The following is a 25,456-nucleotide window of genomic DNA, read 5'->3' as shown; positions in this document are numbered from 1 at the left end:
AATAAGCAGTATAGACACTTTTATCGATGTTAAAACATTAAACGGAACTTATATATATAAAGACGAAAGGTTTAAGTGGAGCAATGTTTTGGGAACTAAGCGGGGATTGCCGTACAAGTCCAAAATATAGTTGTAGTGGTCCAAAATTACTTGATACGCTAGTAAAAGAATTACTTGGTGGACCTATTAGTCAAAAAGATACTGAGCCACCAACGAATGTTAAAAATATTGTAGTTACGAATAAAAATTCAAACTCAGTTCAATTAAACTGGACTGCATCTACTGATAACGTAGCAGTTACGGAATATGAAATTACTGCTGGAGAAGAGAAATGGAGTACAACAACCAATAGCATTACAATTAAAAACTTAAAACCTAATACTGAATACGCATTTTCAGTAATTGCCAAAGATGCTGCTGGAAATAAATCACACCCTACCACTCTTACCGTCAAAACGGATGAAGCTAATACAACACCTCCTGATGGAAATGGCACTGCTACATTTTCAGTCACTTCGAATTGGGGAAGCGGTTATAACTTCTCGATTATAATTAAAAATAACGGAACGACTCCTATTAAAAATTGGAAATTAGAATTTGATTATAACGGCAATTTAACACAAGTTTGGGATTCTAAAATTAGTAGTAAAACAAATAATCATTATGTAATTACGAACGCAGGATGGAATGGCGAAATTCCTCCTGGTGGATCTATTACAATTGGTGGTGCAGGAACGGGTAATCCTGCCGAACTTTTAAATGCCGTCATTAGCGAAAACTAGACGTAATATCCATTAATTATTTCACTAAAGTTTGAATTTAGGTTTGAGCAATACCTCCTAAATTCAAACTTTTAATTTTATGAAAAATCAAAATATCATATTAACCTATTATAATTATATTTAGTTTCCAATATGAAGTTTATATGAAGTTCATTTGAATTTTACATGAATTTCCTTTAATTTCTATTGTCTTCCTATAATATCCACATTATCCTTTACATATAGGAATTATTTTCATTCCATTTCGAGCTATCTATATATACAAAGAAAGATAGTCACCTGTTAGGGAAAGGCTTTCGTATTATTATAAATATAACAAAAGAAAAAGCACGCTTATAAGCGCACCATAAGAGTGCTTCTTCATACAATTCTCATGTAAGAGTTCTCGAAAATCATGTTAATCACAAAGAAAAGGCATTAGCTCATAAAAGCTAACGCCTTTTCTTTATTCATATTGTTCAGCATTCCAATCTTCTATATTCCATACTTTTGTTATCCACGATTCATAGAAAGAAGGTTCATGTGAGACAATTAAAACTGTTCCTGTGTATTGTTGTAACGCTTCCTGTAAAGCCATCTTAGTTTCTACATCCAAATGATTAGTCGGTTCGTCTAAAATTAAAACATTGCTTTTCGTTACGATAAGTTCACATAAACGCACTTTCGTTTGCTCTCCACCGCTTAATAAACGAATAGGTTTTAATACGTGTTCTTCTTTCAATCCACACTTCGCTAATGCTTGGCGCACTTCTTTCTTTGTCATATCTGGTCGTTCTGCCCAAACTTTCTCTAATGGTGTTATTTCTGAAGCAAACTCTTCCTGTGCAAAATAAGCTGGACTCACTCGGTCCCCAACAAAAATTGAGCCGCTTAGCGGCTTTATTTGACCTAATAACGTTTTTAATATTGTCGTTTTTCCAATACCATTATGACCAACAATAGCTATCTTGTCTCCTTTCTTCACTTGTAAATTCAAGTCTGGAAATAACGGCTCACTATAACCCACTCTTAGTTTCTCAGCCTGTAATATACGACTTACTGGTTCATTATAAACAGTAAAAGCAAAACGGGACTGAGGCACATTATTTACCTTTTCAACCCTTTGCATTTTCTCTAATACTTTCTCTCGACTTTTTGCCTGTTTTGCTTTTCGAATTTTATTTTTTTGAATAAATGTTTCTAACTGAGCAATTTCTTTTTGTTGTTTCACATACGCCGATTGTAATTGTTTCCTTTGCAATTGATAACTTTGTAAAAACTTTTCATAATCCCCTACATACCGCTTAACTTTTCGTTCTTCTAGATGGTAAATGACATTCGTAATATTGTTCAAAAATACTTCGTCATGCGAAATGATAATATAAGCTTTTTCGTACAGTTTCAAGTACGATTGCAACCATTCTATATGTGCTGTATCTAAATAGTTTGTTGGTTCATCTAGCAATAAAACATCAGCTTTTTCTAGAAGAAGCTTTCCTAGTAATAGCTTTGTCCGCTGTCCTCCACTTAACTTTGAAACATCCTTTTCCAATCCTATTTCAAACAATCCTAAACCAATTGCTACTTCTTCAATTTCTGTATGAATTTGATAGAAATTAGAGTTTTCCAATATAGTTTGTAACTCTCCATACCTTACTAACAATTTTTCTACTTCTACTGCTCCAGCCATCTCTTCTGCAATTTTTAACATTTCGTATTCAATCGCATACAAGTTAGAAAATGCACTTTGAAAGTATCCTTCAATTGTTGTCCCTTCTTGTAAATCTATATGCTGCTGCAAAAATCCAACCTTCACATGTGGAAACCATTCAATGTTCCCATCATCATGTATAAGTTCTCCTGTTAAAATTCTTAACAGTGTTGATTTTCCAATCCCATTTTTCCCTACTAACCCAACATGCTCCCCCTTTAATAATCGAAAGCATGCATTATATAAGATGGTTTTCTCACCATACGAATGATTTAAATTTTCTACTGTTAATATACTCATTTTTTTCTCTCCTTTACTTATCGTCCATAAGCTAAATAGAGAGACCAACAGTATGAAGCCTTATTTAATTATGCATATAAAAATGGGTAAGGTGAATACACCTTACCCATTACATATTATCGTAAAAAAGGATTAAGGTTCTTTACCTGCTGTCTTCAATTTAGCTTAATCTTAAAAAATAGGCAGACTTCTCCCATATCAAGCTAAAACCATTTGAAGAACAGTTGATAAAGTCATTTTATCCTTTCACTCCTTTAACATTTGTTATATTAAGAGTATAAACTACTCTGTTATATTCTATTCTCTATTTTTCCTTTTGTTCCTTCTCCATTTTTTCATATTCTAAAAAAAAGCCCCTTAACAGTAATTATATCAAAAACTGTTAAAAGGCTTTTTCTATTTTTTCATATAAGGAGCTAACACACTTAAAATCTCTTCCTTATCCTTTTTTAACTCGAGTGATGTTAACATATCCATCGTTCTCGGCCTAGGTAATTTCACTTGTACCTCGCCAACTATTGATGCTGGTCTTTGAGATAAAATAAATACGCGATCCGAAAGCAAGATTGCCTCATCCAAGTCATGTGTAACCATAACGATTGTTTGCTTCTCTTGGTGCCAAGAGTTTAAAAGCCAACTGTGTACTTCCATTTTTGTAAATGCATCTAACTTTCCAAAAGGCTCATCAAGTAACATAATTGGCTTTTCACATAAATATGTGCGAAGAAAACTAATTCTTTGGCGCATACCACCAGACAATTCGTCTGGATAATGATTTGCATATTCATCTAACTTAAACTGCTTTAATGCTTCCATTCCTTCTGTTAGTCTTTGTTTTTTCGGTTTCCCTTCGATTTCCAATGGTAGAACGATATTTTGCAAAGCCGATCTCCACGGTAGTAATAAATCTTGTTGTGGCATATAACTAACAACATCTTGCTCTTGTACTTGCTTATCGTTATATGTTACGTTCCCACTTGTTGGATTTTCAACATTTGCAATCATATTTAATAATGTGCTTTTCCCGCAACCACTCGGGCCTACAAAAGAAACAAACTCTCCCTCTTGTATAGAGGCACTAATATTCTCTAATACATTCTTTCCATCGAAAGATTTCACTATATTTTTTATTTGTAATCCGCTCATTTTTCACTTGGAAGGAATTCATTTGTAAAAGCATCTTTTACATCGATTTTCTTTTTAATAACTTTGTTATCATATAAGAAATTCATGTAATTCGTCCAAATTTCTTCCTTCTGTACTCCCCATGCTTTAGCATCATCTTGATACTTCGTACTTAACCATTTCTGGCTTTCTTGAACTAAATCTTTATTTACATCTGGAACAGCTTTAATTAGAAGATCAGCAGCTTCTTTCGGTTCCTTAATTGCAAAATTATAACCTTCTGTCGTTGCACTCATAAACTTTTTCACAAAGTCTTTATCTTGCTTCGTATGTTTTTCACTCGTAATAATAACAGGACTATAGAAATCAAGCGCTGGATCTAAGTCCTTCACCATAATCGTATTTAACTCTTTTCCTTGACGCTTCGCTTCAATACCATCCCAACCGTAATAAATCCATTCGAAATCTGCATCACGGCCGATTGATTTAAAGAAATCTGTTTGTCCTAAGATAATTTTTTCAACTTTATTAAAATCAGCTTGATGCTTATCCATAATCGTCTTTAATGTCGCTTCTTCCGCTGGTCCTCCCCAGCCGCCATAACGTTTACCTTCAAAAGCTTTCGGTGACGTCATATTATCTTTCTTAAGCGATGCAAAAGCTGAAGTGTTATGCTGAATAATCGCGCCTACAGACACAACAGGGATCCCTTCCACACGAGCTAACGTTACATTTTCTTGTGCGCTTATTGCGAAGTCAGCTTTTCCTGATGCTATCATTTGCTCTGCTGTTACATTGTCACCTGGTTGAATAATTTCTACATCTAATCCTTGCTTTTTGTAATAATCTTTCGCTTGCGCTACATATAAGCCAGTATGATTCGTATTTGGAAACCAATCTAATACTACTTTTACTTTTTGATCTTTACTTGCGCTTTCTTCTTTCTTCGCCGGATTACATCCAGCCACACCTACTGCTAATAAGGCAGCTAACATAACTTTTAAACCTTTTTTCATTTTCTGCCGTCCTTTCTATATATCCATGGTGCTGTTATTCTTGCCATAAACTCTACGATAAAATACAGGCATAATGTCACCATAACGATGATTGCTGCAACACCAAATACTCGGGCAGTCAAAAAGGATTTTGTAGCCCTCGTAAGCATAACCCCTAATCCTTCACTTGCACCGAGCCATTCTCCGATAATTGCCCCCATTACGCTATATGTAACTGCAATTTTTAAACCTGAGAAAAAGTATGGGAGCACTGCTGGAAATTTTACTTTCTGGTAAACTTGCCACTTTGTCGCCTTCATTGTTTGTAACAGCTTCAACATGTTTTTATCTACTGTTTGAAAACCTTCTAAAATACTAAGCGCAATTGGGAAGAAACAAACGAGTATTACGACCATTACTTTTGGCAACATCCCATATCCAAACCAAATAATAAATAGCGGTGCAAGTACAACGATTGGAATTGTTTGCGAAATAACGAGCAATGGATTTATTAAAATACGAAATAACGGTATAACGTCCATAATAATTGCGATGCTCGTCCCCAATAAAATTGCAAAGAATAGTCCAATTATAACTTCCTGCAGTGTTTGCATCGTATTTGGTAATAGTAAATCTTTCATCCCAATTAATTCTTGAACAATGGCAGAAGGCTTTGGTAAAATCCACGGTTCGATTTTAAATAATGAAACAGATCCTTCCCATATTGCAATGAGAAGGATAAGCCAAATAGTTGTAATAAGTTTAGATTGCTTCTGGTTTTTCATATTCATCACGGTACTTCCAAACCTTTTCATCTATTGTTACACCAGTGCTTGGACGATAATGGATTTTAATAGAAGTAATCACTTCTTCTGCTCCAGCATCGACGCAAGCTTGTTGCGCACGTTTAACGACATCAAGAAGTACATCTAATTCTCCTTCCAAAGTTGTTTCCATTGCCCCTACTTCATAACGAACTCCCGATTGTTGCACAACTTCAATTGCTTTATCGACAACAGAATATACATCTTTCGTTTTCGCTTGTGGTACTACTGAAAATGACATTGTAACTTGTTGTGACATAATAAAATCCCCCTTATAAAATTAAATTTCAAAAATAAGAAAAGGCTTTCCTACTGCGTAGGAAAGCCTTGTATGCAAGTTATTATAGAATAACATATGCTACATCACTTTAAGTAACTCCCTACGCTGGCATTATCCAGATCAGGTTGAGGGTCGATGTTTACTTACATCCTCTCAGCCAATTGGCTCCCCGGTCCTTAATTCGTTTTCATTGTAGCATGATTTATTTTATTGAACAAACAAAAGCATGCATAATCATTTCATTATTTTTGGAAAATATCCAACTTTTTCACCATGAGCTAATAACTGCTGTATAAATTCTTTATTGATTGCTGGTACTATCAATTCTTTTTTCTTAATCCATTCATTCGTTCTACGTGTACCCATTACAATTTCAGATTGCTGCGCTCCATCTCCTGCAACTTGAGAAGCAATTAACTCAGCTACTACTTCATTTCCCTTCGCTAATTCAAGTCCGGTATTTACATATTCTGAAAGTGGAACCATTTCAAGATTGTATCCACACTCTCCAATTAGCTGTATAAATTGTTCAAACTCAATTTGATGTGGATGACAGATGTGCAACGTTTCTCCATCTATTTGTGAATCTTGTACATACGTTACAATTGATTTACTAGCAAAATCAATTGGTGTGAAATCGATTCCCCATTTCACATTAGGAGCTTGTCCAATAAGTAGCATCGCTTTAATAAGACGATAGAATGCGTTTCCTTCGATATTTTGTTGGAATACACCTGTCTCTGAATGACACGCTAAGTTACCTGCACGATAAATATTTCCACGGACACCCTCTTGTATCGCTTTACGAACAAGGTTTTCTGCCTGTAATTTGCTATCAGAATACACATTCTCTAACTCTACATCGTAATTAAAATCACCTGTTTCCACATATGTGTCCCATTGCTCTATTGCTAATTCTATCGGAATACCAATTGTTGAAATAAAGTGGAATGATGCTCCTTCTTCCGCTAGGGCTAACATACGACTCGTTCCTTGCACATTCACATTTTCAAACTGGGCTACATCTCCAAAATGTCTTACATCTGCACCGCAATGAATCACCGTATCAACTTTGGAGTGAATAAATTTAAATTTATCCTCATCCATACCAAGATACTCTGCCCCAAGATCACCAGGTACTGCTGTTATGCGTTGCAACCATTCTTGACTTATATCTTTAAAGTAATTTGTTAATGTATTAACAATTCTTTGTTGTATATCTTGCGTCGGTCTTACTAAGCAATAAATATGTGCTGTTGTATCTTTTAATAATTCATACAATATATGTGAACCTAAATAACCTGTAGCTCCCGTTAAAAAGATATTTGAAACTTTGCTGTCTGTCACTTCATTTATACGGGAAATTGGATCTGGCTCATGTATAACTTTATATTCATGGAATACTTCTTCTTCCTCAACTTTTAATTCTCTTTGAATTTGTGCTAACCCATATATCGTTCGTTCCTGGAAGAAGTCTTGAATTGTTAAATACGGAAAGTCTTCTTTCAACAAAGTTAAAACTCGCAATACTTTCAATGAATGCCCACCGATTGTAAAGAAATCATCATGAACACCAATTTTTGAGATTCCTAATACATCAATCCAAGCTTTCGCTATTTTTTCTTCCGCTTCGGTAGATGGTGCAATATATTCTTGTAAACGAAGTGGTTCATAGTCTGCTTCTAGTTGTGCTAATCGCTTCAAATCAACCTTTTTATTCGGTGTAAGTGGCAGTTCATTAATATAAATTAATTTAGACGGTACCATATAATCTGGTAATCGTTCTCTTAAATCATGTATTAAAGTTTCCATAGCAACTTCATTACTAGTTGTATAGAAAGCAACTAAGTAATGACTACCTTCTTCACCTTTCTTCGTAAATACAGCTGCATCTTTTACCATTTCATATTTTGCAATTGTGTTTTGGATTTCACCCAATTCAATTCGATGTCCTCTAATTTTCACTTGATTGTCTTTACGATGTAAAAACTCAATATTTCCGTCTTCCAATATTTTAACAATATCACCTGTTTTATATATCTTACTATCATGTTTTTCATGATGTGGAATAAATACTTCCTCTGTTTTTTCCGGCTTATTAAAGTAACCTTTTGCTAAACCTACTGACTCTATATATAATTCTCCTGGAATACCAATTGGACAAACTTTCATATTGTCATTTAATATCCAAACTTTATAATTATCCGCTGGCTTCCCGATTGGGATACTAGCAAGTTGATCGTTTAACTCCGCTGGAATTGGATATGTCGTTGTTGTAATTGTACATTCTGTCGGGCCATACGCGTTATTTAACTGAACGTGAGTACCAATTCTCTCTCGCCATAGTTTTACTACTTCAGCAGTAAGCATTTCTCCACCAACTGCAATCCTCTTTAATGAATCGAGCTTATACTTACTTTCATCTGGAAGATATGTTGCTACTTGTTGTAGGAAAATTGTAGCTAAGCCTAAAATAGATGTTGCCTTTGCTTTATAAATTGCATTTGCAAAAGCTTCTACCGAAAGCCTTTGTTCATCCAATAACACATATATATTTCCACCGCAGAATAATGACGCGAATAACTCCCAAATAGATGCGTCAAAACTAAATGAAGGGAACTGCGCGAAAATATCTTCTTCACTTAATTCATAATGCCTTTGCATCCATGTACATAAATTCACTACTCCGCGGTGCGCAAGCATTGTTCCTTTCGGATTTCCCGTAGAACCGGATGTATAGATCATATATGCGATATCATCAAGATCAATTGCCACGTTCACATCTATTTCTGAAAATTGTTCAATATCGTAAAGAGATAATTCTCGAATATCCTCAAACGGTACTTTCGCTTCTTTCGTTAAAACTAATTTTGATTGGCTATCCTCGATAATATATTGCACTCGATTTGCTGGATAATCTGGGTCAATCGGAATATAAGCTGCACCTGTTTTTAAAACTGCTAATATACTGACTACCGTATCAATACTTCGCTTCATAAAGATACCGACATAATCACCTTGTTTCACCCCATGATGTAATAACATGTGAGCAATTTTATTACTTTTTTTATTTAGTTGTTCATATGTTAATGTTCCCTCCACCGAAGATAAAGCTATACGCTTTGAAAATTTCCTTACTGTTTCACAAAACATATCCGCAATACTTTTATTCGGGTATAGCACTTCTGTGTCATTTATTTCTTTATATATCACTAATTCTTCTTCTGTAATAATATTCATATCTACAACACATTGCGTCTCTTTTTTTATACCTTGCTGAATTACATACTGAATTTGCTTTATATAGCGAAGTGCTGTTTCTTCTTTCAATTGCTTTTCATTATAAGAAACTTCAAAACAACTATCCTTTAATTCAATAAAGTTTAATTGACTATTTCTATTTTCTTTTCCTACTGTAACTGCAGGTTTCCCCCATTTTTCTTCATCATATTGTAACAATATCTTCCGTTCTTCTTCCATACTTTCTAACTGCATGATTTGATCATTAATTTCTATCCTTAGCTCTTCATAAGAAAGTTCTTGTTCAATTGTAATACATAACGGATAACTACTCTGTCTCATGTAATAAGGTATCACTATACGTTTTTCATTACTAACATGATATAGCCATACAAAAGTAGCTGCGATTAAATCTAATTTATTTCGTTCAAACGCTTGTATATCCTTAATTTTCATTTGAGTATATTCATTTACTTGAATATCCTTTGGTATCATAAACGGTTCATAATTTTGTTGCGAAAATTGTTCATATCTCTCCACATATGAACGTTTTAAGAAAATACTCATACTGAATCCTCTCACTCTCCATAATATAAAAATGAAACTTTGATCATTGGAGGACATGTTCCACCAATGATTAAAATCACAACCGTATATCATTAGATATAAATATATAATTATTCATTTTAAAAAAAGATTAAGGTGTAGATTAAATCTACACCTTATATTATTCTATTAACTTTTAAATTCCCCAATTAACTCTTGCAGCTCCTGTGCAAGCCAGCTTAAAGAAGTAGCTAATTCTGCAATATCTTGTACTGACATTTCCTGTTCTTTCATACTCTCTTCAATATTACCACTACTATTCGCATACGTATTTGCAATATGTGATAGTTCATTTACAACTTGAACGATATTTTGGCTATTTTGCAAAATATCACCTGAATTGCTAGAAACCGCCTTAACTTGGTCCGTAACAGAATGTGCTGATTTTGAAATTTTCTCGAAGAACGCACCACTACTTTGAACAAGAGTAATTCCAGATTCTACTTCTTTTGAACCTTTTTGCATTGAAACTACAGCCTCTTCTGCTTCAGCTTGTGTTTCCCCAATTAATTTAGCTATATCTTTCGCTGACGTTTCAGTTTGCTCAGCTAATTTACGTACTTCATCAGCGACCACTGCAAATCCTCTTCCAGCAGCCCCAGCACGTGAAGCTTCAATAGAAGCATTTAACGCAAGTAAATTGGTTTGATTTGAAATACCTGTAATTACGGTTACGATATCACTAATTTCCTTCGATCTTGTTTCCAATGAATAAATAATCGAAGATAAATCTTTTACTGCATTTTGGATTAAATTCATTTGATTAATAATTTGTCCAATTACTTCATTACCTTCAATTGAATGTTGCTCCATACCTTCTGAGGCAACCGCAACCAGTTTCGCAGCCCCAGTTATCTCTTCCACCTTATTTTCCATTCCGTGCACAATTCCTAAGCATTGTTGTACTGAAGTTTCTTGAGACTGTGCTCCTACTCTTAAACCTTCCATGGAACCTGCAATTTCTTGAACTGCCATACTGTTTTCCTCAGTACTTGCCGATAATTCTTGTGATGAAGAAGAAACTTGCTCTGCAGTTTGTTTTACTTTATCTATAATTCCTTTAAATTTCTCAATCGTTGCATTGAAATAAGTATTAATAATACCAATGTCATCTGGTCTTTCTTTTAATTTAATACTTAAATCACCCTCACCAACTTTACGTAATCCCTCTCTTAGGTCTTTTAATGGGGCTAACGAATTACGAACAATAAAGAATTGAATAACAGTCGCAATAGCTAATGAAATACAAATGAATAGTAAACCTTGCATCATAAATTTCTTCTTTGTATCTGGAATAACAGAAGCATCTACATCTGCCGCAACAATTGCGACAATATTTTTTTCTCCATCCGTAATGGGCTCTAATATTGTCACCCATGAGCCTAGTTCATCTTCATATACTTCTGTCATTTGTGCCTTTTTCGTATCTATCACTTTATCGTATGCCTTCATCCAATGAGCTGGTTGTTCATAATAGTCACCCGGCTTTACAGGTACTGCATTTGTTAACTCTGTAGTCAAACCAACGATTTGTAATTCTCGTTTGTCATTGGGTTTTGCTCCCGTAATATACGTTTGTCCAACACTTTTTAAATCTTTTGTCACTTCATCTAATTGCTCTTTTAACTTTTCCTTCTTCTCCTTTTGGGCTGTAGGATCTTTCGCAAGATCTTTCACTAATTCTGCGTCTAATTGATTTATTACAGTATCTCCTGTTTCAATAGACTGTCTTTCAAATAAAGACATCATACTATTTTGAAACATGTTGAAACTTAACGCGCCCATACTTCCAACAAGCGTCAAAATAACTAGTACGGTTAATAAGACGTTCTTTTGAAGAAACGTTAACTTATGCCAATACTTTTTCATTAATATCCACCTTCCTTAATTAACATAACAAAAAAACAAAATATACGAATATTTTGTTTGAAAATGTTTCTCAATATATTCGAGAATAAAAAAAAGCCAATGTAAAAGCATTGGCCAAGACCAACCCTATCCGTCCGGTAACTGGCTAGCATAGCCTTTCGACCTTAGCTCCTGTAGTTTTGCGTCCTCATGTTTCCATCAGTTTGCCTTTCTCGCTGAACGAGTTGAACGATATGGGAGTTCTATGAGAATTAATTTATTCTCTTTCAAAGATTACAACATATAAATCAAAATGTCTACTTATTTAGAGATATAAATACAAATTTTTAACGCATTGCTTTTTCGAAATAATTTCAAAAAGTACGTGAATGTTACTTTTTTTGTGTTATATAATAAAAAATGTATAAATAACAAGGATTTCTTCGGGTATTTATTTAATTTTCATTCAAATTAAACTATTCGAATATATCTTAATTAATGAATTTCGGAGGTAGTTTATCATGTTTTGGCTACAATTTCTTACCTTGTTACTCTGTATTTTTATTGGTGCACGCCTAGGCGGAGTTGGTTTAGGAGTAATGGGTGGAGTTGGTATGGCAATACTCGTTTTTGTCTTCCACTTACAACCGACCGCGCCTCCTATTGATGTAATGCTCATGATTTTGGCAGTAATTACAGCTGCTGGTGCTTTGCAAGCTGCTGGTGGAATGGACTATCTTGTTCATCTAGCTGAAAAAGCATTGCGAAAAAATCCAAAGCGTATTACTTTTTTTGCTCCAATTGTTACTTATTTATTCACACTATGTGCAGGTACTGGTCACGTTGCCTATTCTGTACTTCCTGTTATTGCAGAAGTCTCTCGTGAATCAGGGATTAGACCGGAACGCCCAATGTCGATTGCCGTAATCGCTTCTCAGCAAGCAATTACAGCTAGTCCGATTTCAGCTGCCACAGTTGCTCTTTTAGCAATGTTCGCTGACTATAAAATTACCTTATTAGATATTTTAAAAGTAAGTATCCCTTCTACTTTCATTGCTTGTATGTTAGCAGCATTCGTTGCTAGTAAGATGGGAAAAGAATTAAATGAAGACCCTGAATACTTAAAACGATTAAACGAAGGAATGATTCCTAAACTTGAAGAGAAAAAAGAATTTGTAGGTGTAAAAGGCGCCAAATTATCAGTTATCCTTTTCCTAGTTGGAACCTTCCTTGTTGTACTTCTTGGTTCATTTGAAGCACTTCGTCCAGGATGGATAGTTGATGGGAAGTTAGCTCGTCTTTCCATGCCGAACACAATTGAGATGGTTATGTTAACTATCGCGGCTCTTATTATTATTTTCTGTAAACCAAATGTAGAAAGCATTGTGTCTGGTAACGTCTTTAAAGCAGGGGCAACAGCAGTTGTTGCTATTTTCGGTATCGCTTGGATGGGAGATACTTTCTTTAACGGAAACTTAAATATGATTCAAGGATCCATTCAGCATTTAGTAACAAGTGCACCTTGGCTATTTGCCATCGCGCTATTCATTCTATCTATTTTACTGTACAGCCAAGCAGCAACAGTACGTGCCTTAATGCCACTTGGACTATCCCTTGGTATTCCACCAGCACTACTGATTGCGATGTTCCCTGCAGTAAACGGATATTTCTTCATTCCAAACTATGGAACAATCGTTGCTGCCATTAACTTTGACCGTACTGGTACAACAGGTATCGGTAAATACGTATTAAATCATAGCTTTATGATTCCAGGTTTAATCGCAACATTTACTTCTATCGGCATTGGAATGCTTTTAATTTCTATTATGTTTTAAAGAAAAAGCACAAACCTTTATTTAAAAAGGTTTGTGCTTTTTTAATCAAACGTTTGTTTAAAATTTGGGGCAGTCCATTTCTCCATGTAGCACTTAAAATACTACACGTCCTTCCCTACAAACTTCTCTTTACTTCTTCAGCTAATTTTCTCGTACTTTCATACGCAGATTCAGCTAAACTAATTGCTGAAATAACTGAAACACCTTCCGCACCCGCCTCTATAACTGCCGCTGTATTTTCAATTGTAATCCCGCCAATACCAACGATTGGCACTGTAATTCCTTGTTCTCTAAAATAAGCTAATCCTTTCGTTCCTTGAACCGCTTTCGTATCTTTTTTCGTACTCGTTGGGAAAATAGGTCCAACGCCTAAATAATCTGCTCCATGTTCGATTGCAAAGCGTGCTTCTTCAATTGTATGAGCAGATACACCGATAATTTTATCTCCCATTTTTTCACGAACAGATGTAATTCCTTCATCATCTTGTCCTACATGAACACCATCTGCATCTAATTCAATGGCTAATTCTACATCATCATTTACAATGAAAGGAACACTATATTCCTTACAAAGAGTCTGCAATTCTTTTGCAAAACGCACTCTATCCTCTCCAATTAAAGAACCTTCCCCCTTTTCACGAAATTGAAAAAGTGTCACTCCACCATCTAACGCTTCTTTCAATACAGTTAAAGGATCCTTCGTGCAGTTATTGCTTCCCATAATAAAATACACTTGTAATAGGTTAGACATTTTCTTTGTTTCAATGCGCATCATGTGTTTCATCCCCCTTACTCTAACTCCTCAATCTTCCCATACTTCTCCATATCAGCTGAAGTTGTATTCGCTAATTGATTTAAAAATTCAATTTGGAAACTACCTGGCCCTTTTTCTACTGTTTTAGCAGCTGCCAGTTCTGCAGCTACACCATAAAACGTTAATGCGGCTACTGCTGCTTTTACATAATCTTTTTCAACTGCTACAAATGCTCCTATTACCGAAGTTAGTAAACACCCTGTTCCCGTAACTTTTGTTAAAATAGGATGACCATTTCGAATAAGAACAGTTCGCTCTCCATCTGTAACAACATCTTCTTTTCCAGTAATGACCGCAACTGTATTTAGTTCATCTGCTGCCTGCCTTGCAATACTTACAACATTTCCATTTCCAGTACCAGCGTCTACCCCTTTAATTTCCCATTTCTCATTAATAACGTTTGCTATTTCAGCCGCATTTCCGCGGATAATTGCTAAATCGATTTCAGCCGGAATATGTCTCGCAACTTCTGTTCGATACGAAGTTGCTCCTGCACCAACTGGATCAAATAGTACTGGCACATTGTTCACATTTGCTGATTTACCAGCGAGTAACATCGCTTCTACTTCCTCAGGACGAAGTGTCCCCATATTTAATACTAACGCTCCAGCAATGCTAGCCATTTCTGCTACTTCCTCTTTTGCATACGCCATTACAGGCGATGCCCCAAGTGCCAACAAACCGTTAGCAGTAAAATTTGTTACAACAACATTTGTAATATTATGAACTAACGGATTAGATTCTCTCACCAAATCCACTACTTTACTAATTTCTTTCATATTCATCCTTTTCATCTCCTAACTATAATGATGGGAGATACACAAAAAGACACTTTGCGCGTACGCAAAGTGCCTGAACATGTGCTTTTACACTCTCCCTACGCTGGCATTATCCAACAGGTTCAAATGGTCAATGACGGACTAGTAGTCATCCTCTCAGTTTGTATCCACAAACTCCCATGTGTTTCTTATTCATCTACTTCAAAGTCTACTCTTATTCTAGTAAAATAACAAGTTCTTTACTTTTCTATTTAATATAGGAGCAACTGATAAAGTGAAGGCTTTTACGGGCAGTTGTTCCCCCACCTAACTTATTTGCTTTCGTTGAATTTTGAGGTGGGGATCTTACTGCCCGTTAATGCGGGATAAAGTGAAACTTTAATCAGTGGGGGTTTTGTTCATTCCATTAAAAACAGCTCAAATATGGAGCGAAACTGAATCTCAAGAAGATGTATGCTATATTTAACTTATGGAAATTTGAAAGGATGTTTTTAATATGTCAAAAAGCGTTGTAATCGCTGAAAAACCTTCCGTTGCACGAGATATTGCTCGTGTACTGAAGTGTGATAAAAAAGGAAACGGCTATCTTGAGGGTAGTAAATATATTGTAACTTGGGCTTTAGGTCATCTCGTTACATTAGCAGATCCAGAAAGCTATGATGTGAAATATAAACAGTGGAATTTAGAAGATTTACCGATGCTACCGGAGCGTTTGAAATTAACGGTTATTAAACAAACTGGTAAACAATTTAATGCTGTAAAAAGTCAGCTACTTAGAAAAGATGTAAATGAAATTATTGTAGCAACAGACGCTGGACGTGAAGGGGAATTAGTCGCACGCTGGATTATCGATAAAGTTAAGCTAAATAAACCAATCAAACGTTTATGGATTTCTTCTGTAACCGATAAAGCAATTAAAGATGGTTTTGCAAATTTAAAACCAGGTAAAGCCTATGACAATTTATACGCTTCAGCAGTTGCACGTTCAGAAGCTGACTGGTATATCGGTCTTAATGCAACTCGCGCTTTAACAACTCGCTTTAATGCCCAGTTAAATTGCGGCCGTGTGCAAACTCCTACTGTTGCTATGATCGCTAGTCGTGAGGATGAAATAAAGAACTTCAAAGCACAAACTTACTACGGCATCGAAGCTCAAACAATGGAGAAACTCAAACTTACTTGGCAAGATACAAATGGCAATAGCCGTAGTTTTAATAAAGAAAAAATTGATGGTATTGTAAAAAGTTTAGATAAACAAAATGCTACTGTTGTGGAAATTGATAAGAAACAGAAGAAATCATTCTCTCCTGGTCTTTACGATTTAACTGAATTGCAACGTGATGCAAATAAAAAGTTCGGTTACTCTGCCAAAGAAACATTAAATATTATGCAGAAATTGTATGAACAGCATAAAGTGCTAACGTACCCTCGTACAGATTCACGCTACATTTCATCTGATATCGTTGGAACACTTCCAGAACGTCTAAAAGCATGTGGTGTTGGAGAATACCGTCCCTTCGCACATAAAGTATTACAAAAGCCTATCAAACCTAACAAATCATTTGTTGATGATAGTAAAGTAAGCGATCATCATGCGATTATTCCAACAGAAGGATACGTTAACTTCTCAGCATTCACAGATAAAGAACGCAAAATTTATGATTTAGTTGTAAAACGTTTCTTAGCTGTTTTATTCCCAGCATTCGAATACGAGCAACTAACATTACGTACTAAAGTTGGTAGTGAAACGTTCATTGCACGCGGAAAAACAATTTTACATGCTGGTTGGAAGGAAGTATACGAAAATCGATTTGAAGACGATGATGTAACTGATGACGTAAAGGAGCAGCTTCTACCTCGCATTGAAAAGGGCGATACATTAACTGTAAAGTTAATTATGCAAACATCAGGTCAAACGAAAGCACCTGCACGCTTTAATGAAGCAACTTTACTTTCAGCAATGGAGAATCCTACAAAATATATGGATACTCAAAATAAACAACTTGCTGATACGTTAAAGTCAACTGGTGGATTAGGTACTGTAGCGACACGTGCAGATATTATCGACAAACTTTTCAACTCTTTCTTAATTGAAAAACGTGGTAAAGATATTCACATTACATCAAAAGGTCGTCAATTACTTGATTTAGTACCAGAAGAATTAAAATCACCTACACTAACTGGTGAGTGGGAACAAAAACTTGAGGCAATTGCAAAAGGAAAACTCAAGAAAGAAGTATTCATTTCGGAAATGAAGAACTATACGAAAGAAATTGTTTCTGAAATTAAATCGAGTGATAAAAAATATAAACATGACAACATTTCAACGAAGTCTTGTCCAGACTGCGGCAAACCAATGCTAGAAGTAAACGGCAAAAAGGGAAAAATGCTCGTATGCCAAGATCGTGAATGTGGTCATCGTAAAAATGTATCTCGTACAACAAACGCTCGCTGTCCGCAATGTAAGAAGAAATTAGAATTACGTGGTGAAGGTGCAGGTCAAATCTTTGCATGTAAATGTGGCTATCGCGAGAAATTATCAACATTCCAAGAGCGACGTAAAAAAGAATCTGGAAACAAAGCTGATAAACGTGACGTTCAAAAATATATGAAACAACAGAAAAAAGAAGAAGAACCATTAAACAACCCGTTCGCAGACGCATTAAAAAAATTAAAGTTCGATTAAACAAAAAGGTTCCTACCGCTCTCGGTAGGAACCTTTTTCTTAATGAATAATTTTACTTCCTTTTGCATTCTCAACAAATTTTTCACTTGATTTGTTAATTGGTGTTTTCAGTAATAACGCAGCAACGATCATAACTACTACGAAAACACTTAACACAAGTAAGTCTCTTATTACGATATCCCAAAGCATTCCGCCAACCGTTTCACGAATTGCACTAATTGCGTATGTGAACGGTAAGAACGGATAAATTGCTTGGAAGAATTTCGGTGTCATTTGAATTGGGAATGTTCCGCCCGACCCTGCTACTTGCAATACAAGTAAAATGATCGCCATCGATTTCCCAACGTTTCCGAAAATAGAAACGAGTGAGTATACGATACAAACGAAGACTCCACCAATAAATAAACTAAATAATACAAACCAGAACTTATCGACTACGTACGTACCGAGTAAGAATATATCTCCCATCGATACGATAAACGCTTGTGAAAGACCTATCGTTAAGAATGTTAATAAACGTCCGAAGTAAATTTCATGGCTCTTATAATTCGCGCCCTCTTCATGCACTTCTACCGTTAATAATGAAACCATTAATAATGCGCCTACCCATAGTGCAAGCACTGTATAGAATGGTGACATCGCTGAACCGTAGTTCGGCATCGCAAATAATTTATTCTCTTTTAAATTTACTGGATTCGCAAAGTAATCACTTTGCTTTTCAACATCGTTTTTCAATAAGCGTATGATGTCTTTTATATCTTCTTCAGATTCAAAATCACGAATTTTATTTGCTAAGCCTTTAATCTTTTTCTCAGTCTCCGGCATTTCAGCTTTAATGTCTACTAATTTCTTTCTACCGTCTACTAAGCCTTTTGATGAATCTTCTAGTAATTTTTTAACATCTGGAAGCTTTTTGTCTGCATCATTTAAAATTTGAGTTGTATTTTTCGACATCTCTTTTGTACGAGCAATTGCTGTATTGAAATTAGGTACAATTTCTGAATCATACGTCGATAATACATCTGTTAATTGAGCTGATCCGCCCTTCGCAGCATTGTTAATACTTTCAATTACATCTTTTGTAGGTTTCTGGCCATTGTTAAGAAGTGTAATTCCCTTATTCGTTGCCTCTACACCTTTTTGTAAGCTGCTTTTCGCTTTGTTTAATTTTGCGATTCCATTATTAAGGTTTTTATCACTATTTACATCCGCTAAAACCTTATTTGTACTTTCTAGAACTGGAATCATATCATCAATTAAACCGATTCCAGATTGGAATTGACCATTTAAGCTATTTAAAGCTACTTTCGTTGAATCTAAACCGTTAATACCTCTATTTTGTACATCTTCTTTTGCTTTCTGTAAATCTGCTTTTGCACCCTCAATACCATTTTTTACTTTATCGTAATCTGCTTTTGCATTATCATATACTGCATTTGCATCAACTTTGGCTTGATCGACTGTGCTAACTGCTTTTTTATAATCTGCTACAAACGTTTCATTATAATCTTTTTCAGCTTGATCAATTAATCCATTTGCTGCATCTAATTTTTGATTCGCTACATCTGTTACATCTTTCTTTACTTCTTGTCCTTTGCCAATAACATTTACAATATCTTTAATACCGTTATTTGCATTTTCCATACCTTTTTTAACATTAGTTAAGTGATTCACTCGCCCTTGGAAAAAGCTTTGACCAAAATCAGTAGTCGCCGATTTTTGAAGTTCAGTAAAGAAATTAATAAGATATGAAATACCATCTGTACCAGTTTGTAATCGTTCTGATACCGCATTTAAATCTTTCTTTGCTTGTTCTGGATCAAACTGACCATTTTGCAATCCATTTAAAACACTTTTCCCATAAGCTGTTCCTGCACGTGATGAACTTAAAACATTATTTACTGTTTGATTAATATTTTGCGCTATACTCTTATAACCATCACTATTCAACTTAGAAAGATCTGGTCTCGCTGGGAATTCAGGTAATCCATTCATTCCAGACAAGTCAGGAATATTTAGTTCTACACCTGGATTCATTAAAAAGTCAGTAAATGCATCTGCACTATCCATAACGCCTTTTGCTGCCACTAAATCATTTCTTATCGTCCCTGGAGCATTTTTTAATGTTTGATCTTGTCTTGCAAAGAACTTATCTAAATTCGCCAATGCTTCCTGCCCATCATTTATTACACTTTCTACAACCGGCAACTCTTTTTGCGCTACTTTCACAACATCTTCTGCTCGAGTCGCATCATCTAACGCCTTATCCATAAGTGTATTCATTTCTGGGAACTGCGCTTCTAACTTAAATACAAGATCTTTTACTTTTTCGATACTTGGTAAGTTTGTTTCTAAATCGATTCCAAGGTCATTGAAAATTTTAAAAATCTCACCGTTTGCTGTTTTTACAAAGTTTTTACTAATTTCTTCTGTAATACCTGATGCACCTTTTGCTGTAATCTTCGGTGCAATCGCGTTTACTTTTTCATTCACATAGTAATCCAGTTCTGGTTTTTTAGGATTTTCATCCAGAACAGTTGCAATTTTTTCAGAGAAGTCTTTTGGAATCGTAATACTTGCATAATAATCCCCACGCTCAACTCCGTAAATTGCTTGTTTTTCATCTACAAATTTCCAGCCAAGATTTTTGTTTTTCTTAAGGGAGTCTACAATCTCTTTCCCGATATTAATATCTTTCCCTCTTAAATTAGAACCTGCATCTTGGTTAGAAACTGCAATGGGAACCTCTTTTGTATTTCCATACGGATCCCAAGAAGCTTTAATGTTAAACCATGCATATAACGATGGTAAAATCATTAATCCTAAAACAATAACAATTGCAGCCCAATGTTTGGCTACATTCCGTAAATCTGTCTTATAAATACGCCAAATCTGTTTCATAGAAGTTATCACCTAATTATATATTTTTCCTTCTTTAGAAAATGATACATGCATTTTGCAATTATATCACTTTCTACATCGTGTATTAACCAAAAACGTACTATTTTTTCCCATTAACTTTCACTTACTTTATTATATAACGAAGTGAGTCAAAGTATGAATACAAAATGACCAAATCGGTTTTACATTCAATAATAACAAATATATATGAAATGTCATAAAAAATACAAGTATTTTCTCTTGGAAATACTTGTATTCCTAAAAAAAATCCTCACAGCTTTTATTCTCTGTGAGGATTTCTTCTATTATATATCCAATTGAACCTCTACACCGAAATGATCTGAAATTACATTTCTGTTTGTACCATTAAAAATAACTTTTGAAGAATGAACTTTTTTACTTTGGTTACACAATATTAGATCGATTCGCAAATTATGTTTATTTTCATCCCAACCAGCAATCTCGCCTTGGACAGTCGTTCCTTCATCCTTCTCTATTGCTAATTCATATGTGTCATACAACCCTTTTTGCATCATATGCTCATAACCTTCGCCTTCCAAGCGAGCATTGTTATTAAAATCCCCCATTAAGAAGGCGAGCTTATTGCTATCTACACGCTCCATCAAACGATCGACTTGACCTTTGAATGACTCTTCTTCATCATTCCACCAACCGAGATGGCAAGAATAAAACGTTATATCCTTACCATTATAAGCAATTGTTGTACTTACAATTTTACGCGTTTTCCAATACGTTGTATCCTCGTTTTCTGAAATAAAGAACGTATCTTCTTTTATAATATTATGCTTCGTTATAATCGCTAATCCTTCTTCGTACACGTCATAACCAATATGAGAGAAATCCCAAGTAATATTGTAATCTTTTACATGTAGCGCTTTTAACTCTTCTAATAGTAAAAGTCCAAAATTATCTTTTTTCTTGTTACCGCATACATTTTCAGCTTGTATGGACTGACTTACTTCTTGCAATGCGATGACATCGTACTCTTCTTCTTGAATTACTTTAGCAAGGTATTTTATCTTTTCTATTTGATTCTCTTCTTGCCAAGAATGACAGTTTAAAGTTAGCAATTTCATATTATTACGCACCTAACATATCTTGAATGTCTGACTTTAATACGTCAGCTTTCGGACCATATACCGCTTGTACACCTTTATCTTTTACAATAAGCCCTAAAGCACCATTTTGTTTCCACTGTGCTTCTGGTGCAACAACATCTAAGTCTTTTACTGTTACACGTAAGCGTGTCATACAAGCATCTACGTCAGCAATATTTTCTTTTCCACCTAATAAATCGATAACTTTTGTTGCTAATGAACCATCTTGTACATTTCCTGTTCCTTCTGATGCCTCATCTTCATTATCAATATAGTTACCTGCACGCCCTGGTGTTGGTAAGTTGAATTTTTTAATTAAGAAATTAAATAGTGTAAAGTTAAGACCGAAGAACACTAATGAAACAATAACAAAGTTGATTAAGTCTCTTGTTAAACCTGCGTTAACCATCATTGGTGTACGAGTAATTAACTCAATAAATCCAAATGCATGAACACGTAAGTTAATTAAATCAGCTAACGCGAATGCAAGTCCTGTTGTAATAGCATATACAACATATAATACTGGAGCAATAAACATGAACATGAATTCAATTGGTTCTGTTACACCTGTTAAGAATACTGCTAATGCTGCTGATAAAAACATTGGTTTATATTTTGCACGCTTTTCTTTATCAACGTTACGGAACATCGCAAATGCAATCCCCATTAACGCTGCTGTTGAGCCGATAACTTGTCCAGCTTTGAAACGAGCTGGTACAACGTTATTTAATAAATCGTTATATGCCTTCGTATCTCCATTTGCCAATAAATTATTTAAATCTGTAATCCATGCAAGCCATAATGGATCTTGTCCTGCTACAACTTGTCCAACTTTTGAACCAGTTAGCATCGTATATGTTCCGCCTAGCTCTGTATAGTTCATCGGAATCGTTAACATATGGTGTAAACCAAATGGTAATAATAAACGCTCTAACGTTCCATATACAAACGGTGCAACAACTGGTGCACTATCTTTTGAAGCTGCAATCCAGCGACCAAATTCATTTAACCCACTTTGGATGAATGGCCATAGAAGTGATAATACAATCGCAGTAACTGTAGACCAAAGAATTACAACGAATGGTACAAATCGTTTTCCATTAAAGAATGCTAATGCCTGTGGCAGTTTATTATAGTTATAATATTTGTTATATAGATTAGCTCCTAAGAAACCTGTGATAATCCCCACGAAAACTCCCATGTTTAATGCTGGTGCACCAAGTACAGAAGTAAAGTAATCTTTTACAAGTAAATCTCCTGCTATTACTGAAGAAACTGTCGCTTTTGAATCCGCTAACATTTGAGCGTTTACGCCAAATATAGCTCCTGTAATTCGGTTTGTTAAGACGAATGCTAATAGTGCTGCAAATGCACCACCTGCACGATCCTTCGCCCAAGATCCCCCAATTGCTACTGCGAATAAAATGTGTAGATTTGTAATGATTGCCCAACCGATGTCTTCCATTACGCGAGCGATTGTGTGAACTGCGTTAATATCCCCAGCAGACATACCAATTAACTTACCGATGGAAATCATTAAACCAGCTGCTGGCATTACGGCTACAACAACTAATAACGCTTTCCCGAACTTTTGCCAAAAATCAAAAGACGTAATTTTCATCTGTTCTTCCTCCCCTTTATTTATAACAACATAATGATTTAAATTATAATTTCTGTTCCCTTTATGAAAACGATTCCTTATGTTACTTTATTTTTATCTTTACGCAACCGTTTTCATAAATCTATTTTAATAAAAGCGTTTTCACTTTGCAATAGAAATTTATTTTTTTTCATAAAAAAAGATGCTCAAAGAGCATCCTTTTTTATTATGAAATGCGATAAACCCTTGTTTCATAAGGTTTTAAAGCAATTGTTGTTACTTCTTCATGTTCCGCAACTTCATAGTTATTTAAAAGCAAACGTTTGCGTTCTAGTGCAAATAAATCCTCATTATACACTGCTTCCTCTTTTGAGATATTACTAATTACAATGACTTTTTCATCCTGTAACGTACGTGTATATGCATAAATTTGTGGATCGTCTTCTAAAAGTAAATCGTACGTACCATAGTTCAGTACATCGTGCTCTTTTTTCAGGGCAATCATTTTCTTATAGAAATTGAAAATAGACTTTTCTTCATTTTTTTGCTTTTCAACATTAATTTCTTTGTAATTTGGATTCATGCTAAACCAAGGTGTACTTGTTGTGAAACCAGCATTCATCTCATCATTCCACTGCATAGGTGTACGTGAATTATCGCGGCAAGAAGCCCATATAATCTCCATCATATCTTGATGTGGTACGCCCTCTGCAATTTTCTCGCGATATAAGTTTTTAATTGCTACATCATCGTAATCTTCAATATTTGGTAACTGAACATTTGTCATACCAATTTCTTGTCCTTGATAAATAAACGGTGTACCGTGCATAAAGAAATACATCGCTCCTAGAGCTGTTGCACTTTCACGCCAATATTGTTTATCATCTCCCCATGTTGAAACGATACGTGGTTTATCGTGATTTTCAATATATAAAGCGTTCCATCCTTTATTCTCTAATCCTTTTTGCCATTTCGTTAATACTTTTTTCAATCCTACAACATCAAGGTCTTTCTTCTTCTCTGCATCCCATAAACTTAAATGTTCAAACTGGAATACCATATTGAACTTACCTTGCTCTTCTCCAACCCAAAGCTCAGCATCTTCAATCTTAACGCCATTTGCTTCACCAACAGTCATAATATCGTACTTAGAGAATGTACTTTCTTTTAGCTCTTCTAATAAAGGTTGAATACCTTTCACATTCATATGTTTATCAAAAGATGGCACATATTTTAACTCTTTTGGATTTGGCATATCCTTGAGGCCTTCTTCTTTTTTAATATGACTGATCGCATCAACGCGGAAACCATCAATACCTTTATCAAGCCACCAATTAACCGTATCATATAGTACTTCGCGAACTTCTTTATTCTCCCAGTTCAAATCTGGTTGTTTACGTGAGAATAAATGTAAATAATATTGTTCTGTTTCTTCATCATATTCCCATGCCGAACCATTAAAAATACTTTCCCAGTTGTTTGGCTCCGCACCATCTTTACCATCATGCCAAATATACCAATCGCGCTTCGGATTATCTTTAGATGAACGTGATTCAATAAACCATGGATGTTCATCACTCGTATGATTAATAACTAAATCAATAATAAGCTTCATATCACGCTTATGAACTTCATCTAGTAAAGCATCAAAGTCTGCCATTGTACCAAACTCATCCATAATATCTTGATAATCACTAATATCATAACCATTATCATCATTAGGTGACTTATACATTGGACAAATCCAAATTACATCTATACCTAAATCTTTTAAATAATCCAGTTTTGCAATAATACCTTGTAAATCTCCAATACCATCACCATTTGAATCCATAAAGCTTCGTGGATAAATTTGATAAGCAACCGCTTCTTTCCACCATGTCTTATTCATAGTCCTTCTCTCCTTTTGCATCCCATCGGAAATTTTATGCAAACGCTTTCGTAACACTATCATAACAAAATATGAACAGTTTGCAACTGTTTTCATTGAACTCTATGTAGATTCTTTATTCTTATACTTTATTTATTTCTCA

At 35.0% G+C, this 25,456-nt stretch carries 15 protein-coding genes, 1 pseudogene and 3 riboswitches; of the genes and pseudogenes, 3 read left to right on the top strand and 13 right to left on the bottom strand.

Annotated elements, in window-relative coordinates:
- Positions 1 to 53: 53 nt before the first annotated feature.
- Positions 54 to 782, top strand: a pseudogene (locus ACODS7_RS17815) (cellulose binding domain-containing protein); the annotation flags it as partial.
- Between the two features lie 445 nt (positions 783 to 1,227).
- On the opposite strand, the gene ACODS7_RS17810 reads toward ACODS7_RS17815, so the two are convergent.
- The 7 genes from ACODS7_RS17810 to ACODS7_RS17780 all read right to left on the bottom strand — a co-directional run bounded on the left by ACODS7_RS17810 (position 1,228) and on the right by ACODS7_RS17780 (position 11,711).
- Complete coding sequence (locus tag ACODS7_RS17810) at positions 1,228 to 2,772, bottom strand: ABC-F family ATP-binding cassette domain-containing protein (RefSeq protein ID WP_243168137.1); 1,545 nt, start codon at positions 2,770 to 2,772, stop codon at positions 1,228 to 1,230.
- Between the two features lie 396 nt (positions 2,773 to 3,168).
- Positions 3,169 to 3,918: an ABC transporter ATP-binding protein gene (locus ACODS7_RS17805; protein WP_243168136.1), complete on the bottom strand. Its 750-nt coding sequence runs from the start codon at positions 3,916 to 3,918 to the stop codon at positions 3,169 to 3,171.
- On the bottom strand, positions 3,915 to 4,913 hold the full coding sequence (locus ACODS7_RS17800; RefSeq protein WP_016083670.1) for an ABC transporter substrate-binding protein: 999 nt from the start codon (positions 4,911 to 4,913) through the stop codon (positions 3,915 to 3,917). The genes ACODS7_RS17805 and ACODS7_RS17800 overlap by 4 nt, the downstream gene beginning before the upstream one ends.
- A complete protein-coding gene (locus ACODS7_RS17795) occupies positions 4,910 to 5,683 on the bottom strand; it encodes an ABC transporter permease (RefSeq protein WP_016083671.1) in 774 nt (257 codons plus the stop codon). Before ACODS7_RS17795 ends, ACODS7_RS17800 begins: the two co-directional genes overlap by 4 nt.
- The gene (locus ACODS7_RS17790; RefSeq protein WP_016083672.1) at positions 5,655 to 5,975 is read right to left on the bottom strand and encodes an MTH1187 family thiamine-binding protein; all 321 of its coding nucleotides are present in this window, start codon (positions 5,973 to 5,975) and stop codon (positions 5,655 to 5,657) included. The genes ACODS7_RS17795 and ACODS7_RS17790 overlap by 29 nt, the downstream gene beginning before the upstream one ends.
- Positions 5,976 to 6,076: 101 nt before the next feature.
- A riboswitch (TPP riboswitch) is annotated at positions 6,077 to 6,178 on the bottom strand.
- Positions 6,179 to 6,230: 52 nt separating this feature from the next.
- Positions 6,231 to 9,797, bottom strand: coding sequence for a non-ribosomal peptide synthetase (locus ACODS7_RS17785; RefSeq protein ID WP_373371776.1), 3,567 nt, complete (start codon positions 9,795 to 9,797; stop codon positions 6,231 to 6,233).
- A gap of 174 nt (positions 9,798 to 9,971) precedes the next feature.
- Positions 9,972 to 11,711, bottom strand: coding sequence for a methyl-accepting chemotaxis protein (locus tag ACODS7_RS17780; protein WP_016083674.1), 1,740 nt, complete (start codon positions 11,709 to 11,711; stop codon positions 9,972 to 9,974).
- 133 nt (positions 11,712 to 11,844) lie between these two features.
- Positions 11,845 to 11,929: riboswitch (cyclic di-GMP riboswitch) on the bottom strand.
- A 282-nt stretch (positions 11,930 to 12,211) separates the two neighbouring features.
- Between ACODS7_RS17780 and ACODS7_RS17775 the strand changes: the two genes are divergently transcribed.
- Complete coding sequence (locus ACODS7_RS17775) at positions 12,212 to 13,525, top strand: anaerobic C4-dicarboxylate transporter family protein (RefSeq protein ID WP_043937733.1); 1,314 nt, start codon at positions 12,212 to 12,214, stop codon at positions 13,523 to 13,525.
- 115 nt (positions 13,526 to 13,640) lie between these two features.
- Here ACODS7_RS17775 and thiE read toward each other — a convergent pair whose 3' ends face one another.
- Positions 13,641 to 14,300 (bottom strand): thiamine phosphate synthase, encoded by a 660-nt coding sequence (gene thiE, locus ACODS7_RS17770; protein ID WP_016083676.1) that lies wholly within the window; start codon positions 14,298 to 14,300, stop codon positions 13,641 to 13,643.
- Between the two features lie 14 nt (positions 14,301 to 14,314).
- On the bottom strand, positions 14,315 to 15,124 hold the full coding sequence (gene thiM, locus ACODS7_RS17765; RefSeq protein WP_029441507.1) for a hydroxyethylthiazole kinase: 810 nt from the start codon (positions 15,122 to 15,124) through the stop codon (positions 14,315 to 14,317).
- 72 nt (positions 15,125 to 15,196) lie between these two features.
- Positions 15,197 to 15,309, bottom strand: a riboswitch (TPP riboswitch).
- Positions 15,310 to 15,614: 305 nt separating this feature from the next.
- On the opposite strand from thiM, the gene topB reads away from it, so the two are divergent.
- A complete protein-coding gene (topB, locus tag ACODS7_RS17760) occupies positions 15,615 to 17,804 on the top strand; it encodes a DNA topoisomerase III (RefSeq protein ID WP_029441506.1) in 2,190 nt (729 codons plus the stop codon).
- A 39-nt stretch (positions 17,805 to 17,843) separates the two neighbouring features.
- On the opposite strand, the gene ACODS7_RS17755 is transcribed toward topB, so the two are convergent.
- From ACODS7_RS17755 to ACODS7_RS17740, 4 genes are all read right to left on the bottom strand, one after another.
- The gene (locus tag ACODS7_RS17755) at positions 17,844 to 20,705 is read right to left on the bottom strand and encodes a YhgE/Pip domain-containing protein (protein ID WP_243168135.1); all 2,862 of its coding nucleotides are present in this window, start codon (positions 20,703 to 20,705) and stop codon (positions 17,844 to 17,846) included.
- A 305-nt stretch (positions 20,706 to 21,010) separates the two neighbouring features.
- Positions 21,011 to 21,802, bottom strand: coding sequence for an endonuclease/exonuclease/phosphatase family protein (locus ACODS7_RS17750; RefSeq protein WP_048564637.1), 792 nt, complete (start codon positions 21,800 to 21,802; stop codon positions 21,011 to 21,013).
- Positions 21,803 to 21,806: 4 nt separating this feature from the next.
- Positions 21,807 to 23,444 carry a PTS transporter subunit IIBC gene (locus ACODS7_RS17745; protein WP_016117098.1) on the bottom strand — a complete coding sequence of 546 codons (1,638 nt, stop codon included), beginning with the start codon at positions 23,442 to 23,444 and terminating at the stop codon, positions 21,807 to 21,809.
- 205 nt (positions 23,445 to 23,649) lie between these two features.
- Positions 23,650 to 25,314, bottom strand: a complete 1,665-nt coding sequence (locus ACODS7_RS17740) for a glycoside hydrolase family 13 protein (RefSeq protein ID WP_029441503.1) — start codon at positions 25,312 to 25,314, stop codon at positions 23,650 to 23,652.
- Positions 25,315 to 25,456 lie beyond the last annotated feature (142 nt).

The organism is Bacillus sp. FG16 (assembly GCF_057809515.1).
Note: the sequence above shows the minus strand (reverse complement) of the source record. Positions and strands in the feature narration are given on the sequence as shown.

Excerpts from the sequence above, each read along its gene's own strand:
- ACODS7_RS17775 (WP_043937733.1), top strand. The coding sequence starts at position 12,212 with ATGTTTTGGCTACAATTTCTTACCTTGTTACTCTGTATTTTTATTGGT.
- ACODS7_RS17790 (WP_016083672.1), bottom strand. The coding sequence starts at position 5,975 with ATGTCACAACAAGTTACAATGTCATTTTCAGTAGTACCACAAGCGAAA.
- ACODS7_RS17805 (WP_243168136.1), bottom strand. The coding sequence starts at position 3,918 with ATGAGCGGATTACAAATAAAAAATATAGTGAAATCTTTCGATGGAAAG.
- ACODS7_RS17745 (WP_016117098.1), bottom strand. The coding sequence starts at position 23,444 with ATGAAAATTACGTCTTTTGATTTTTGGCAAAAGTTCGGGAAAGCGTTA.
- ACODS7_RS17780 (WP_016083674.1), bottom strand. The coding sequence starts at position 11,711 with ATGAAAAAGTATTGGCATAAGTTAACGTTTCTTCAAAAGAACGTCTTA.
- thiM (WP_029441507.1), bottom strand. The coding sequence starts at position 15,124 with ATGAATATGAAAGAAATTAGTAAAGTAGTGGATTTGGTGAGAGAATCT.
- topB (WP_029441506.1), top strand. The coding sequence starts at position 15,615 with ATGTCAAAAAGCGTTGTAATCGCTGAAAAACCTTCCGTTGCACGAGAT.
- ACODS7_RS17750 (WP_048564637.1), bottom strand. The coding sequence starts at position 21,802 with ATGAAATTGCTAACTTTAAACTGTCATTCTTGGCAAGAAGAGAATCAA.
- ACODS7_RS17740 (WP_029441503.1), bottom strand. The coding sequence starts at position 25,314 with ATGAATAAGACATGGTGGAAAGAAGCGGTTGCTTATCAAATTTATCCA.
- ACODS7_RS17810 (WP_243168137.1), bottom strand. The coding sequence starts at position 2,772 with ATGAGTATATTAACAGTAGAAAATTTAAATCATTCGTATGGTGAGAAA.
- ACODS7_RS17795 (WP_016083671.1), bottom strand. The coding sequence starts at position 5,683 with ATGAATATGAAAAACCAGAAGCAATCTAAACTTATTACAACTATTTGG.
- ACODS7_RS17800 (WP_016083670.1), bottom strand. The coding sequence starts at position 4,913 with ATGAAAAAAGGTTTAAAAGTTATGTTAGCTGCCTTATTAGCAGTAGGT.
- thiE (WP_016083676.1), bottom strand. The coding sequence starts at position 14,300 with ATGATGCGCATTGAAACAAAGAAAATGTCTAACCTATTACAAGTGTAT.
- ACODS7_RS17755 (WP_243168135.1), bottom strand. The coding sequence starts at position 20,705 with ATGAAACAGATTTGGCGTATTTATAAGACAGATTTACGGAATGTAGCC.